Source organism: Paenibacillus litoralis, from assembly GCF_046244365.1.
Taxonomy (GTDB): domain Bacteria; phylum Bacillota; class Bacilli; order Paenibacillales; family NBRC-103111; genus Paenibacillus_V.
The window spans coordinates 8562680-8577614 of sequence record NZ_CP176395.1 but is presented as its reverse complement, the minus strand read 5'-3'; the positions used below and the strand labels follow the sequence as shown (position 1 = coordinate 8577614).

Genomic DNA, 14935 nt, shown 5'->3' with positions numbered 1-14935 from the left:
AGGGCTCCGTATAGGGAGCTATGCTTTACGCGTGCTTCGCCACCAATCGGCAAAGGCATCTATTCCTTCGGCAATGCTAACCTTCGGCTCGTAGCCGAGCTCCCGCTTGGCGGCGGCGATGTCGAGCGTTTGGCTTTTGGCGAGCACGCCGACGGTGTAGCGGGTCAGCAGCGGCTCCCGGCCGGAGCCCTTCAGCCGGGCGGCAAGCTCCATCAAGCCGGCCAGCGCATATGCGGCCCGATACGGGATCGGCTTCGCGCGCAGGGGCTGCCCGAGCTTCCCGAACAGCCGCTGAAGGACCTCGATCAAGGAGACGGACTCCCCATTCGTAATATTGTAGGCTTTGCCTAATGCGGATTCGGGAGCGGATACGCATAAAAGCAGCGCATCCACCGCATTGTCGACGTAGGTAAGATCGAGCACCGCTTTCCCTCCGCCGATCAGCGGAACGCGACCGCGCTCGTTCGCCTCCAGCAGCCTAGGGAGAATCGTCCGGTCACCGGGGCCGAATAGAGCACGCGGCCGTAAAGTAATCGCTGCCAGTCCGAGCTTCCGGAAGCGCTCAATTTCCCGTTCGGCCAGAAGCTTGGTCGCTGCGTACGGATTAACCGGCTTTGCGGGAAGCGCGGCGTCCTCGGCGATTGCCAGCCGGTCGGTAAAATCGAAATAGATGCTTGGCGTCGATACATAGATAAGCCGATTCACAGCATGCTTCATGCAGCCGGCGGCGATGTGCCGCGTGCCGAGCACATTGCTTTCGTAAAAGTCGGCGTAACGTCCCCAAGGCGAAGAAAGCGCCCCGCTGTGAAATACATAGTCTTGATCCCGGCAAGCGCGGATAACGGCATCCTCATCCTGTAAATCGAGCGGCTGGAAGCGTATGCCTTGCTTGGCCAGAAGGGCGCCCTCCGCTTTGTTGCGGCCGGCTGCCGTGACTTCCCAGCCCATGCCGGCCAGACGCCTGGCGAGCGCGCCGCCGAGGAAGCCGGTTGCGCCGGTTACGAGTGCTTTCATTGGTCAATCCCCATTCCATTCGATATCCATCGTGGATGCGCTCAGCATGGTAACGCCTTGTTTCCGGCTTTCCCGCCAAGTCGACCATAGCGTTCGAAACTGTTCCAGAAAAGGAAGCGGGTCGCTCAGACGGAGCACGACATCGCTGGCTTGGCCGAATGTCCGCGCCCATTCCCCCAGCCTTCTCCGCGAACGGACCGATGCAAGCCCATAGCTCAGCATCGCAAGGCCGATCATGGAGCGGCTGTCTTGCTGCGGTACGATCGCTTCGCCGCCGTTTAGGCGTGTCTGCCGCAGCTCAACGTCTGTTGCAGGGTCAGGGCCGGTCTGCATAAACGCCCGGTCGAGCCGATCCCTGGCCCGGAACAGATGGATGCCGCTTGTGGCGCGGGGATTGCATTCCAGCGGCCAGATGCCGCCATCGCCATCGACGATAAAGTCGAAAGCGATTTGCCCGGTAAAACGGGCTTGCCGCACGAACCTTTCGACCCAATCGGCGACCGCAGGCATATCGAGGGGCCGGAAGCTGATGCATGCGCCGCGCCCCGCCGTGAAATCGGCCCCGTAGGCGGCATGAGCGGCGACGGCGCCTTCCCGGGCGACGCTGTAGGTGCAAACTTGCCGGCCGCCCACGAACTGCTGTGCGACCCAAGGGCGGGCGGCCGAGACGTCAAGCCTGCCGGCGAGCGCCTGCCAGCCCTGCTTCCGCAAATCGCCGGCTTCCAGCACGATGACGTTCGCAGCGAACCGCGAATACACGGGCTTCAGCACCAGCGGGAGCAAACGCTCCTGCGGGCGGCCGTCCGCCGCATACCTGTTTACGCCCAAGCCGCTGTCTTTTGCCTCCGCTTCGGCGGCTTGCAGGAGCGCTTCCAGCTCGTGCCGTCCGGTAAGCAGCCGTGTCCGCGGTACCGTAAAGCCCCACTCGGCCGTTTGCCGGATGAACGCCCATTTGGAATGCAGCGCGCGCAGCTTCTCGATGGGCTCGGCAAAAACGCGGCAATAGGCGCTCAGCCGATCCAGTCCCTGCGAAACATAGAAAATTTCCTCGCACATCGGAATAAGCAGGTCGACGCGCTCTTTCCTGACGATGCGTTCCAGCGCTTCGATATAAGCGGCGGGCTCCCGATTCGGAGGCGGTACCGCGTAGCTGGCCGCCGTATGCTTGGAAGCGCCGGCCAAGTTGTTCGGCATGCTGTCCGCAACGATGACGCGATGGCCGGCTGAGGCAAGCTGCCGCGCCAGGTCGAGCGTAACCGGCGCTCTGCCTCCGGTAAGCAGTACGGTTCGGGCATCAGTAGTCAAAAATAAGCCCTCCTACGGATACGCCGGCGGACGTGCCGAGCAGCATCACCCGGTCGCCTCGGCCTATTCGCCCTTGCTTGGCCGCTTCGTGGAGTCCCATCGGAATCGAGGCGGCAATCGTGTTGCCGTACTCGGGCGTTATATACATCAGTTGCTCTTCCGCAATGCCCAATTTTCGGCTCAGCAGCCGCATCGCCATAGCGCTGCCCTGATGCGGAATGACCAGCTTGATGTCGGCCATCCGGCAGCCGGCTTGCTCCAGCAGCGAGCCGGTGAAGCCGGGAAGTATTTTGGAAGCCAGCTTAAAAATCGCGTGCCCGTCCATATGGAAAAGAAAGTCCTGTTTGTTGTCCTCGCGAAACGAGCGCGCGGGCAGCTTGCTGCCGCCGCCCCGGATTTCGGACATGTGAGCGCCCTTGCTGACCGTATGGAGGGCGGCATGGACGATTCGGGAGCGGTCCTCTTCGCCGCTGCGTTCGATGACGACCGCCGCCGCGCCGTCGCCGAAGAGGGCGGCGCTTTCCTTGTCGTTCCAGTTCAGCCCGCGCGATGCGATTTCCGTAGCCACGAGAACGATGCGGCGATAGCGCCCGGCATGGACGAGATAGGACATCGTGTCGAGCCCGACGACGAAGCTGAGACAGGTGGAATTGATATCGAAGGCCGGCGTGCCGGACTCGCTTTCTCCGAGGGCTTTCTGGATGAGCGCGGCCGTGCACGGAATCGGCTGCTCCATGGTGCCGCTGGTGCAGACGAGACAATCGATGTCCGCGAACGCAAGCCCGGCGTCGTTCAAAGCATTCTTTACCGCATAAGCGCCCATTTGAGCGGCGGTTTCATCTTCTGCGAAGTAGCGGACGGCTACGTCCGATTTGCGCAGCACCCAGCCGGGGGCGGTGCCGATCATCCGGTCGACCTCGTCCGCAGTTATTTGTCGTTTCGGCAAGTAAATGCCGGTTCCGATGATTTTGACGTTTCTTGTCGTTTGCATGAGGGTTCCTCCTGGGCAACTATCCCCACGGGAAGCATGGCTTCCAGGTTGAGCCCTTGCGGCCTCTGCCGATCGGGATTGTTTGCCTATTTTCCATTGTAAAGGAAAAAGCGCTTTCGACCAGTACGAAATTTTTCTAGTACCGGGCCGGCTGCGCCGGTCGCTTGAGGAACGTCTGCGTAAACGGTAAGATAAGGGGAGCTGCCCGCGGTTTGCTGTGCCGGCGATTTCGGCTCATGAAGAGGCGACGGGTGAAGACTGCCTAGTGTAAAGGAGCGATCGCTGATGATCATCGATATTTATCAGGATACGGTATGTCCGTGGTGCCGGATTGGCAAGCAAAATCTGCAGGAAGCACTGAAGGAGTGGCAAGGGGAGCCGGTGGAGATTCGTTACCACGCGTTTCAGCTCGATCCGGGCACGCCGGTGGAAGGCCTGCCTTTCCGCGAAACGATGACGAAGAAGTTCGGCGCGGCTGGCTCGGACATAAACCGGATATTCGGTCAAGTAGAGCAAGCAGGTAAAGCGGCGGGAGTGAACTTCGATTTCTCTAAGGTGGAATACATGCCGAACACGCTGCTTTCGCATCAACTGTATAATCTGGTGCCGGAGGAGAAGCAGGCGGAGCTCGTGGAGGCCATTTATCAGGCGTATTTCGAGGACGGACGGGATATCGGCGATATAAATGTACTGCTCGAGATCGGCGAATCGTTCGGACTTGATAAAGAATCGGCTAGACAACAGCTTGAAAGCAAAGAGAAGCTGCCTAGGGTGGAGAAGGATCTGGCGTTCGCCAAAGAAGTCGGGATTACCGGCGTGCCGTTCTTTATTTTGAACAATAAGTTTGCGCTAAGCGGCGCACAGCCGCCCAATGTCTTCGCGCAAGCGCTGGAGAAAGCGAAACAGGGATAAGGCAGTAACGGATCTGCACGAAGGACAGGGCGGAATGACCGTCTTGTCCTTTTTTTGTCACGAACATTTACGGATAATAGCTTGGAAATCATTCGTGATTTTTAGTATAATGATTACTTGTCGACATGGATCGACATTGAACGCCAATTTGCGACAGGTTGCAATCAAAATAGCAAAAGCAGGTTGACGAATCCATAGTTATCCGATAGGATTTAAAGAAGAAAAGTCAAGAGGGGAGTTTTTACTATGAAAAAAGTACTATTACTGGTTGTCGCATTCGTCCTCGTCCTTGCGGGCTGCGGTTCAAGCGGCAAAGAGAAAGATAACGCAAGCAGCCCTTCGCCGAGCGCAGGCGGTTCCGCCGCTCCGCAATCGGACAAGAAGGTCGTGCTCGTACTGCCGGAGAAAATCGGCGTCAACCCGTTCTTCCAGCTGATGGATGAAGGCGTCAAGAAGGCGGGCAAGGAGTTTAACGTCAAAACGAAAACGATCGAATCGACCGATCCGAACGCATTCGAGCAAAACCTGCGCGCGGCGATTGCGGATAAATACGATCTGATCATTACGGCGACCTTCCAAGCGGAAGACGCCCTGAAGAAGCTGGCTGCCGAAAATCCGAAGCAAGCGTTCACGATCATCGATACGGTCGTCGACCTGCCGAACGTTCGCAGCGTATCGTTCCGCGAATATGAGTCTTCTTACTTGCTAGGCGCACTTGCCGGCCTGTCGACCAAGAAAAACACCGTCGGCATGGTAGCGGCGGCGGATATTCCGCTCATTAAGAAATGGACGGTTCCTTTCGAGCAAGGCTTGAAGGCAACGAATCCGAACGCGAAGTTCCTCCTCAACTACGTAGGCGGTTTCACTGATCCGGTGAAAGCGAAGGAGCTGGCCCTTCTGCAATTCGGACAAGGCGCAGACTTCATCATCGGCGCATCGGCTGCGGGAGATTTCGGCGTGTTCGAGGCGGCCAAGGAGAAAAACTTCTTCACGTCCGGCCAAGATATGGACCATACGAGCAAAGATCCGGACCACATCGTCATGTCCCAAATCAAAAGCACGGACGTTGCGGCTTACGAGACGATCAAGGAATTCGTCAAAGGGACATATAAACCGGGTGCGATCGACTACGGCTTGAAGGAAAAGGGCGTAGGCCTGCCGTTCGTCACGCATGAAACGGCAACGAAGCTGAACCCGTTCATCAGCCAAGAGACGATCAACAAGGTGAAGGAACTGAACGACCAGATCGTTTCGGGCAAGCTGGTTCTGCAAAACCCGCTCGCTCAAAAGTAATCTGTATCGCAGATACACAAACCGGCTGCCGCCGTTGCGGCAGTCGGTTTCCTCATTCTCAAACCATGCGGAGGGGAACCGGCCATGCTGCTGCAGATGGAGCAAATAACGAAAACGTACGGAGAACTGACCGCCAACAAGGCGGTCGATTTTACGCTGAGGGAAGGCGAAGTGCACGCGATCGTCGGGGAGAACGGCGCCGGCAAAACGACGCTTATGCGCATTCTGTACGGGATGGAGCAGCCGACGTCGGGCGCGATCCGGATTCGCGGCAAGGAAGTGGCGTTCGGCACGCCGCGCGAGGCCATCGCGAGCGGAATCGGCATGGTGCATCAGCACTTTATGCTGTTTCCGAGCTTCACCGTGGCGGAGAACGTCGTGATCGGCTCCGAGCCGGTCAAGGGCGCTTGGTTCGACCGGCGCAAAGCGGTGGAGCGGGTCAACGAGCTTAGCCGAACTTACGGCATACCGGTCGAGCCGAACCGAAAGGCTGGGGATTGTTCGCTCGGGGCGCAGCAGCGGGTGGAAATCCTGAAGGTGCTGCATCAGGGCGCGGACATGATCGTGCTGGACGAGCCCACAGCGGTGTTGACGCCGCTGGAGGTCAAGGAGCTGCTGGCGGCGATCCGCCGTTTGGCCGGACAAGGGAAGAGCATTATTTTGATTACGCACAAGCTGCATGAGGTCATGGAGGTCGCCGACCGGATCACGGTGCTTCGCGGCGGACAGGTGACCGGGGTACTCGACAAGACGGAAACGAATGTGGAGGAGCTGTCCCGTCTCATGGTCGGCCGCGAGCTGGCGGCATGGAATAAAAGCAGGCAGGATAGGGGTTCGGCCGCGCTGCGGGTCGGCAAGCTAACCGTGCGGGGAGAGAAAGGGAATCCGGTTGTCGGCGACGTCAGCTTTGAGGTGGCGCAGGGAGAGATCGTCGGCATCGCCGGCGTATCCGGCAACGGGCAAACCGAGCTCATTCAGAGCCTATGCGGCCTTCGCCGGGCCGATGAAGGAAGCGTTGCGCTGAACGGCGTCGACGTTACGAACCGGCTGCCCGGGGCGATCCGCGAGGCGGGGCTCGCCCACATCCCGGAGGACCGCTACCAGTGGGGGACGGCCAAAGACCGGACGCTCGTGGAGAACGGACTGATGGGCCATCAGCGCAAACTTAGCCGATCGGGCGTGCTGGAGAAGAAACGCATGCAAAGCGTAGTTGCGGGATGGATCGAGAAATTCAGCGTCAAAACGGCTTCCGTTCAGGAAAAAGCGCAAAATTTGTCCGGCGGCAACCTGCAAAAGCTGATCGTGGCGAGGGAGCTGGCGCAAGAAACGCCGTTCCTGATCGCGGCGGAGCCGACGCGGGGAGTCGATATCGGGGCGATGGAGTTCATCCATAAGCAGCTGCTCGATAAGAGGGCCGCGGGGGGAGCGATTTTGCTCGTCTCGTCCGAGCTTTCCGAAGTAATGAAACTGTCCGACCGTATTCTCGTCATGTACGAAGGACGTATTGCCGGTGAGCTTGACGGTCATGAGGCGACCGAAGAAGCCATCAGTCTGCTCATGGCTGGAGGGAATAGAAAGCATGAATAAGCGCAAAGAATGGGCCTCATCGCTGCTGCATCCCGTCATGGCGCTCTTGTTCGGTCTGCTGGTGGGCGCGGTCGCCGTGCTGCTGGTCGGGGCGTCGGTCGGCGAAACGTACGCCGAAATGTGGAAGGGCGCGTTCGGCAGCTTCTACTACGTAACGAACACGCTGACGCGCGCGACTCCGATCATGCTGATCGCACTGGGGCTGTCCATGGCGTTTCGCGCGGGCTTTTTCAATATGGGAGCGGAGGGCCAAATGGTGCTGGGCGCCGTATCCGCCGCTTTAACGGCTCTGTATATGCCGGGTCCGGGCTGGCTTAAGCTGATTGCGGCGATCCTCGCAGGAGTTGCGGCAGGCGGCTTATGGGCGGCATTCGCAGGCTGGCTGGACGCCAAGTACAAAATTAATTTGCTCATTTCGACCCTGCTGCTAAACTACGTAGCGATTTATTTTGCCGGCTATCTGGTGGCGAAGCCGTTTAAGGATTCGAGCGGCTCGGCCGCGCTGGCGCAAACCCCGATGATCGAGAAGGGGGCGTGGCTGCCGAAGCTGTTTAGCGGTTCCAGCCTGCATGCGGGCTTCCTGTTCGCGGCGGTGGCCGTCGTCTTGTTGTTCTGGATCGTACGGAGAACCGTCTTCGGCTACAATCTGACGATGACGGGGAGCAACGGCCAGTTTGCCTCTTACGGCGGCGTTCGCCGCGTCCCGGTCATGCTTGCGGGCATGCTGATCAGCGGCGGCCTTGCCGGATTAGCCGGTACGGTCGAGGTGCTCGGCATGCAGTACCGCTACCTGGACGGCGCGCTTGTGACGCCGGGGTACGCCTGGTCGGGCCTGATGGCGGCGCTGCTCGCCAATTCCAACCCGATCGGCGCGGGATTGGCGTCCATTTTGCTGGCCGCCTTGCAGACGGGAGCGATGGGCGTGGAGCGGAACACGGAGGTCCCGCTGGAGATCGCCAGCGTTATTCAGGCCGTCATCGTCGTTTTCGTATCGGCCAAATTCGGTTATTCGTTCATCAAACGGAGGAAAGCGAGGAACGACCGTGGATCAGCTGTTTGATATCGCGCTGTTTAATTCGACCATCCGGATGGTGACGCCGATTTTGCTGGCTGCTCTTGGCGGCGCGCTATGCGCCAGAGCCGGCGTGTTTAACGTAGGCCTGGAGGGCATGGTGCTGGTCGGGGCATTCTCGGGGATACTCGGCAATTATTTGACGGGCAATGTGGCGTTCGCCGTGCTTTTTGCCGTGCTGTGCGTCATGGTATTTTCGCTTCTGTTCGGCTACGTCAGCATCCATCTGCAGGCGAATCCGATCGTCGTCGGGATTTCGCTGAACTTTTTGGCGCTCGGCTTGACGACCTTCTGCTTAAGGGCCATTTTTCATGTAAAAGGCACGTATTACGATAAGAACATGGTCGGACTGCCCAAATGGGACATTCCGCTCATTCAGGATATCCCGTGGCTCGGGGGCGTTCTGTCAGGACATTCTCCGCTCGTTTATTTGACGTTCGTCATCGTGCTGGGACTGCATTTGTTCCTGTTCAAGACGATTGCCGGATTCCGGCTGCTGGCGGTGGGCGAGAACGGCATCGCGGCCAAAAGCATGGGCATCGGTATCCGCCGCTATCAGTACGGCGCGATTCTGGCTTGCGGCGCGCTATGCGGACTTGCGGGCGCTCAGCTGTCGCTGGGTCAGGTGACGATGTTCTCCGAGGGGATGACGTCGGGGCGCGGCTTCATTGCCCTCGTCGCGATGATGCTCGGCCAGTCGAGTCCGGTCGGTACGATGGGAGCGAGCCTCTTGTTCGGCTTCATGGATGCCATCAGTATCCGGTTGCAGGGGTTATCGATTCCGACGCAGTTTACGATGATGATTCCTTACGTCGTAACGCTCGCTTCGCTATTCTTCTTTAAAGACAAGGGCTACTTGGCCGAAGCGCAAAAAACGAGCGGCAGCTCGCGCTAAAGGATACGCTGGCGAAGCGGCCGGCAAGGTAAGGTAGGGTAGGGTAGGGCAAGGCAGGGCAGGGCAGGACAAGGCAAGGCAAGGCAAGGCAGGGCAGGGCAGGGCATGGCAAGGCAGGGCATGGCAAGGCAAGGCAGGGCAGGGCAGGGCAGGGCAGGGCAAGGCAAGGCAAGGCAGGGCAAGGCAAGGCAGGGCAAGGCAGGGCAAGGCAGGGCAAGGCAAGGCAAGGCAGGGCAAGGCAGGGCAAGGCAGGGCAAGGCAAGGCAGGCAAGGCAGGGCAAGGCAAGGCAGGGCAAGGCAGGGCAAGGCAAGGCAGGCAAGGCAGGGCAAGGCAAGGCAAGGCAAGGCAAGGTGCGCTCCTGTCTGGCGGATGGACGGAGAGGGACGAGCTGCAGTCGCAGTAGCAGCATATGCGGGTGCTGTAATGAGTCCTTCTCCGGAGGCCGGTGAGGGACGAATTAGAAGACGTTAGAGACTGCTAATCTCCTGAAAATGGTGGAAACGTGCAGATTAGGCGACGCTAAAGGCTCTTAATTGCATGGAATTGGCGGGAAAGCGGTTGGATGTGGGTATTAAGAGACGTTGAAGACTGCTAATTCTCTGCAAACGGCAAAACGTGCGGATTAGGCGACGCTAAAGGCTCCTAATTGCATGGAATCGTCGGCGGAAAACCGCCTGTTTGCGGAAAATAACCTAGCGGCAATGAACGTTTCAGTCATCCGAAAACGGAAGGAAAAGGAGAACGAAATCGATGTACTTACCGATTTTACAAATACATTCCGAAGATATGCCCGCTTATGCGATCGTATGCGGGGACCCGCGTCGCGCGCAGGCGATTGCGGCCAAGCTGAGCGACGCTAAGGAGCTTGCATTCGCCAGGGAGTACCGCACTTTCGTCGGCGAGTACGACGGCGTGCGTATTGCCGTCGTTAGCCATGGCGTCGGTTCGCCGGGAGCGGCGGTCTGCTTCGAGGAGCTGATCCGCGCCGGCGTGAAGACGCTGATTCGCGTCGGGACGGCCGGCTCGTACCATGAGGACATTCCGTCCGGCAGCCTCGTCATCAGCACGGCGGCTGCGCGAGAGGAAGGGCTGACGCGCCAGCTGGTGCCGGTCGGCTTCCCGGCGGTGGCGGACGGCGCGGTTGTGGATGCGCTCGCGCAAGCGGCGTCAGACGCGTCAGGCGTCGTGCGCAAAGGGATTACCGTTTGCTACGACGTGTTTTTTGCGGGCGTGGAAGAGCTGCCGCATAAGAAATACAAGAAGGCCGGCGTACTGGCCGTCGAGATGGAAATTGCGGCGCTGTACGTCGTCGCATCGTTGCGGGGCGCCCGCGCGGGCGCGATTGTAGCGATCGACGGCTTCGCCGACAGCGATTTGGCGGCGGAGTACGATCCGCATACGGATGTCGTCACGCAGGCGGTCGAGCGCGAGATCGATATCGCGCTGCGGGCGTTGACCGATCTCGCAAAGCGGGACGCAGCGCAGTAACGGCAGCCCGGCCATTGCCGGACGGCGAAAAGACCTCCAATCCCCTTCAGCCAAGGGATGGAGGTCTTTTTTCTGTGCGAAGCTGCGGAATATAGGCTTGAGCTAGTTGTCCTTCCGGGATAGGGGGCTCGTTTCCATGGCAGTGGTGCCGCGACGAACAAGATATCGAGGGGAGATAGGTACCGTTCACGACCCGATGGTTCGGTTTCTCAGGAGTATCGTCTCTGCTGCAGGCATAAGCAACATACTTACCAAATGGAAAAACTCCAGCTAAAAACGCCGCGTTTATTGATTTATAGCAATCTTAATGGAAAAACTCCAGTTATTTAGGTTATAAATACCGTTTATGCGCAAGTTAAGGTCGAATTAGATGGAGAAATTCCAGTTCATTACTGATCAATTTTTTAAAAGCAAAAATTACTGGAATCATTCCATTTAGTGTTTCATTCGTTCAACGTGCGGATCCGCGGAGGAGCAGCGAGAAAGTAAACCAATGGCGATATTCGCAACTAGTACGGCGAACGAAACCGGAGGTTCCTCGAAAAATTCGCTTAACCATTTCGGCATCTGCGTCACATAGTGGAGGCAAACGTAGTTATCTAAGCTACCGGGTACCATAGTTACCTTAGCAGCTGCGGCTGCGAGGTTACCGTGGCCTCGGATTGTTCGAAAGGTCGGGCCAGAAAAGCTGAAGAAGCAGGCCGCGGACGTCATCGTTACCGTCGGCGGAGGCGGAAGTTCGCCGCCTGCGCCCTGGCAAGACCCTATCCCCTATCCCCCCTCGCGGCTCCTATGCCGGTCGAAGAAAGACAGCACCCATTCGCACCAGTCAATGTGGGTTTTAGCCATGGCGATCGCCTTCCGGATCAAAATATATCTGCCGAAGTTTTTCGAATCGACCTCCTCCAAGCTTTCACCGCTCTCCAGCTTTACTTGATTGAGCAGGCTATCGTAATAAACCAGCTTGTCGCGGTGATGGGCGGCTTTCGCTTCGAACAGATGCCGCAGGGTATCCATATCGCTGACCATCCACATGGCGTAGGCTTTTAGATTGATTTCGTCGCGCGTCGTAGGCGGCTCGTCGGCCGGCTCCGGCACCCATTCGATCAGCGCTTCCCGGCCTTTGTCCGTAAGGGAGTATACTTTTTTGTCCGGCTTGTCGGACTGCTCGATTTTGATGTGCTCGACGTAGCCTTCCTTGTCCAGCTTGGCCAGCAGCGGATAAATCTGGCTGTGCTTGGCTTGCCAGAACGGCTGGAGCTTCAGCATCAGATCATATCCCGAGTAGGAGCCCCGGGAAAGCATGCAAAGAAGTCCGAATGAAAGTGTATTCAATGTAAAATCCTCCATATGTATACTTTGACATCTAATAAGAATGGCAGTATGCTAGGTTGCGTGCTATAAGTATATGTAAATTCATACATATGAGCAAATGCGCGATGCAGAAATCCGAACGCGTTTCAACATAAAAGGGGGATGAGCTATGAAGCCGGATGAGCAGCAGCAAACCATACGATTTTGGCCGGTCATGATCGCTATTTTTTTCGGAACCTTCCTTGCCGTTCTGGCGAACACGACGGTCAATGTAGCGATTCCCATGCTCATGGACCATTTTGAAAGTCCTCTCAGCACCATTCAATGGACGATGACGGGCTTTATGCTGATGACGGGGACGGTGGCCCCTCTGGTAGGTTATTTCGGCGACCGGTTCAGTTATAAAAGGCTGTATGTTTTTGCGCTGATCGGCTTTACGCTTTTTTCGGGCTTGTGCGCCTTTGCGTGGGATGCCCGATCCTTGATCGTATTCCGTATGCTTCAAGGTTCGTTCAGCGGGCTGGTAATGCCTGCGACGATGACGATCATTTATCAGGTTATCCCGCGGGAAAGGCAACCATTCGCGATGAGCCTCTGGTCGCTTTCGGCCATGCTGGCTCCGGCGATCGGACCTACCTTGAGCGGATGGCTCATCGAGACGTTCAACTGGCAGTGGCTGTTCCTGATGAACGTGCCGATCGGAATCGTCGCGATCCTTATCGTCTTGTGGCTTGTGCCTTATTATAAATTGAACGTGCCGAAATCGTTCGACGCTTTCGGGCTTGTTACGGTCGTCGTAGGCAGTCTTTCGCTGCTCGTCGCCTTCAGCGAAGGGCATAACTGGGGATGGACGTCCGCTCGGCTGCTTGGTTTGGCCGGATTCGGACTGCTGGCGCTCGTTGTGTTCATCCGGCGCCAGCTTCGGATCGAGCAGCCCCTGCTGCAGCTGCGCGTTCTGCACAACGCGCGTTATTCGACAAGCCTGGTGCTCAGCAGCATCATAACGGTCGGCCTGTACGCAGGCAGCTTTCTGACTCCGCTGTTCCTGCAAACGATTCAGCATGCGTCGCCTCTTGAGGCCGGGCTGATTTTGCTGCCGTCCTCGATGGTCATGGCGATCATGATGCCGATAACGGGCAAGCTATACGTAAAGGTCGGTCCGTTCTGGCTTATCCTGGCGGGCGTTGCGCTAATTGCCTTAGGCACATACGAAATGGGACGACTCACGGTTGACGTGTCCCACGGCTATGTCATGTTCTGGATGTCGGTCCGCAACATCGGCATTTCGCTTTCGACGATGCCTGCAAGCAATGCGGGCATGATGAGTGTACCTCGGACACTGTCCGGGCAAGCCTCGTCCATCAACAACTGGGTTCGGCAAGTTATCGCTTCGTTCTCAATCGGCTTGTTCTCTTCGATGCTTGCATCCAGAATGGCTACGCATAGCGCGGAGCTTGCCGCATCAGGAGGCAGCCAGCCCGTCATTGCGCTTCAATCCTTTACGCTTGGAGTGAACGATGTGTATATGCTGGCGACCGTTATTATGATTCTATGCATCCCTCTCGTTTTCCTTCTGCGCAGGAATGCCGGCGGTGCGGCGGCTGGACAGCAAAAGACCGCATAAGGAACATTGATCGTTTTCATAACGGATCGGAATTTCACAAACCGGAGCCGGCCCTTTATAGTTGAAGCTGTAAACGATGCTAGCCACGCATGCATGCAGCCATATCAGCTGTAAAGGAGACCTTCATCATGAAACGGATACCGGACAACCGGCTCCACCGAACTATTTTTTCTCAGCCTGCAGCTTCCTTGAAAGGTCCGCAGACGGCGCCGTCGCGGAAAACGGCTTGGAGCCGCATTCCTACAAACGGCATTACGCTTGGGCTTGCGTTAACGGTCGGTCTGGCCGTCATCGCCAAGCTGCTGGCTTCCCTGCCTTATTTGACGATAATGGGCCAACTGGTACTGGCTATTGTATTGGGTATGGTTTGGCGGGCTTCCGTCGGCGTACCTGTAAAAGCGGCACCCGGCATCGCGTTTTCCAGCAAAAAGCTTTTGCGCCTCGGCATCATTTTACTCGGCATGCGGCTTAACTGGAGCGACATCGCCGGGGCGGGTCCGAAGGCGGCAGCGATCGCCGCAATCAACATCGCTTTTGCGCTGGGGGTCGTTTATCTGCTTGCGCGCTTGCTGGGCGTTGATTCACGTCTGGGCATGCTGACGGCATGCGGGACCGCGATTTGCGGAGCGGCGGCGGTAGTCGCCGTATCGCCTCAATTGAAGGCGACGGATGAGGAAACGGCCGTCGCGGCCGCCACGATCGCCGTGCTGGGGACGATGTTTACGCTTGCCTACACGTTCCTATACCCGGTGCTCGGCTTGTCGCCTTACGGGTACGGGGTGTTTGCCGGGGGGACGCTGCATGAAATCGCTCATGCGATTGCGGCTGCCGCTCCGGGAGGAGGCGAGGCGGTCGATACCGCAGTCGTCGTGAAGCTGACGAGGGTGGCCATGCTTGTCCCGGTTGCCGTGTTGATAGGTGTTTGGGCGCAGCGGAAGGAACGGAGAAAGCGGGTTGCGCTATCCGCGGACGGCCATTCCTCCTCTTCGGAAGAACATGCCGCCGAGCGCAGCGGATTTCTCCGCTCGCTCCCGATCCCTTGGTTTATTTTCGGTTTTTTGGCGGTGAGCGGGCTGCATTCGCTCGATGTGGTGCCGCAGCGCGCAGCCGATCTGATCGTTGTGGCGGCCTATATGCTTATTGCGTCGGCTATGGCCGGTCTGGGTTTGAATGTCGATGCGGCGGCGTTTCGCAGACTGGGTGCAAGACCGTTCGCAGCCTCTTTAATCGGCTCACTGCTGCTAGCGGGTCTCGGTTATGTGCTCGTGCTGGCGTTCGGCATGGCTTAAGGTTGAATGCCTTCCTGCGGCCATAGCCGGTTAACGTACTATGGGGAAGGGGTATCCTTCGGTTTGAAAACGGCACACTGCGGCATCAGAGCACGGCAAGAGGGGTCACGACATAGCCGTCACTTTGCGCACGATGGAACGGATGAGCTG

The 14935-nt window shown here is 57.9% G+C and carries 12 protein-coding genes; 8 read left to right on the top strand and 4 right to left on the bottom strand.

The window, feature by feature from the left end:
• Positions 1 to 18 precede the first annotated feature (18 nt).
• From ACKGJP_RS36195 to ACKGJP_RS36185, 3 genes are read right to left on the bottom strand one after another with little or no spacing between them, the layout of a single operon-like run.
• The gene (locus ACKGJP_RS36195; protein ID WP_409343534.1) at positions 19 to 1014 is read right to left on the bottom strand and encodes an NAD-dependent epimerase/dehydratase family protein; all 996 of its coding nucleotides are present in this window, start codon (positions 1012 to 1014) and stop codon (positions 19 to 21) included.
• A 3-nt stretch (positions 1015 to 1017) separates the two neighbouring features.
• Entirely contained in the window at positions 1018 to 2319 is a 1302-nt protein-coding gene (locus ACKGJP_RS36190; protein ID WP_409343533.1) for a carbamoylphosphate synthase large subunit, read from the bottom strand.
• Positions 2309 to 3310, bottom strand: a complete 1002-nt coding sequence (locus tag ACKGJP_RS36185) for a beta-ketoacyl-ACP synthase III (protein WP_409343532.1) — start codon at positions 3308 to 3310, stop codon at positions 2309 to 2311. The genes ACKGJP_RS36190 and ACKGJP_RS36185 overlap by 11 nt, the downstream gene beginning before the upstream one ends.
• Before the next feature lie 285 nt (positions 3311 to 3595).
• Between ACKGJP_RS36185 and ACKGJP_RS36180 the strand changes: the two genes are divergently transcribed.
• The 6 genes from ACKGJP_RS36180 to ACKGJP_RS36155 all read left to right on the top strand — a co-directional run bounded on the left by ACKGJP_RS36180 (position 3596) and on the right by ACKGJP_RS36155 (position 10558).
• Positions 3596 to 4222: a DsbA family oxidoreductase gene (locus ACKGJP_RS36180; RefSeq protein WP_409343531.1), complete on the top strand. Its 627-nt coding sequence runs from the start codon at positions 3596 to 3598 to the stop codon at positions 4220 to 4222.
• A gap of 246 nt (positions 4223 to 4468) precedes the next feature.
• A complete protein-coding gene (locus ACKGJP_RS36175; protein ID WP_409343530.1) occupies positions 4469 to 5515 on the top strand; it encodes a BMP family protein in 1047 nt (348 codons plus the stop codon).
• Between the two features lie 84 nt (positions 5516 to 5599).
• Positions 5600 to 7102: an ABC transporter ATP-binding protein gene (locus ACKGJP_RS36170; RefSeq protein ID WP_409343529.1), complete on the top strand. Its 1503-nt coding sequence runs from the start codon at positions 5600 to 5602 to the stop codon at positions 7100 to 7102.
• Positions 7095 to 8162, top strand: coding sequence for an ABC transporter permease (locus tag ACKGJP_RS36165; protein ID WP_409343528.1), 1068 nt, complete (start codon positions 7095 to 7097; stop codon positions 8160 to 8162). The genes ACKGJP_RS36170 and ACKGJP_RS36165 overlap by 8 nt, the downstream gene beginning before the upstream one ends.
• Positions 8146 to 9069 (top strand): ABC transporter permease, encoded by a 924-nt coding sequence (locus tag ACKGJP_RS36160; protein WP_409343527.1) that lies wholly within the window; start codon positions 8146 to 8148, stop codon positions 9067 to 9069. The genes ACKGJP_RS36165 and ACKGJP_RS36160 overlap by 17 nt, the downstream gene beginning before the upstream one ends.
• 751 nt (positions 9070 to 9820) lie before the next feature.
• Positions 9821 to 10558, top strand: coding sequence for a nucleoside phosphorylase (locus tag ACKGJP_RS36155; RefSeq protein WP_409343526.1), 738 nt, complete (start codon positions 9821 to 9823; stop codon positions 10556 to 10558).
• Positions 10559 to 11329: 771 nt separating this feature from the next.
• Here ACKGJP_RS36155 and ACKGJP_RS36150 read toward each other — a convergent pair.
• The gene (locus ACKGJP_RS36150) at positions 11330 to 11893 is read right to left on the bottom strand and encodes a PadR family transcriptional regulator (RefSeq protein WP_409343525.1); all 564 of its coding nucleotides are present in this window, start codon (positions 11891 to 11893) and stop codon (positions 11330 to 11332) included.
• A gap of 148 nt (positions 11894 to 12041) precedes the next feature.
• On the opposite strand from ACKGJP_RS36150, the gene ACKGJP_RS36145 reads away from it, so the two are divergent.
• A complete protein-coding gene (locus tag ACKGJP_RS36145) occupies positions 12042 to 13496 on the top strand; it encodes a DHA2 family efflux MFS transporter permease subunit (protein ID WP_409343524.1) in 1455 nt (484 codons plus the stop codon).
• Positions 13497 to 13624: 128 nt separating this feature from the next.
• Positions 13625 to 14785 carry a YeiH family protein gene (locus tag ACKGJP_RS36140; protein ID WP_409343523.1) on the top strand — a complete coding sequence of 387 codons (1161 nt, stop codon included), beginning with the start codon at positions 13625 to 13627 and terminating at the stop codon, positions 14783 to 14785.
• Positions 14786 to 14935: the final 150 nt, after the last annotated feature.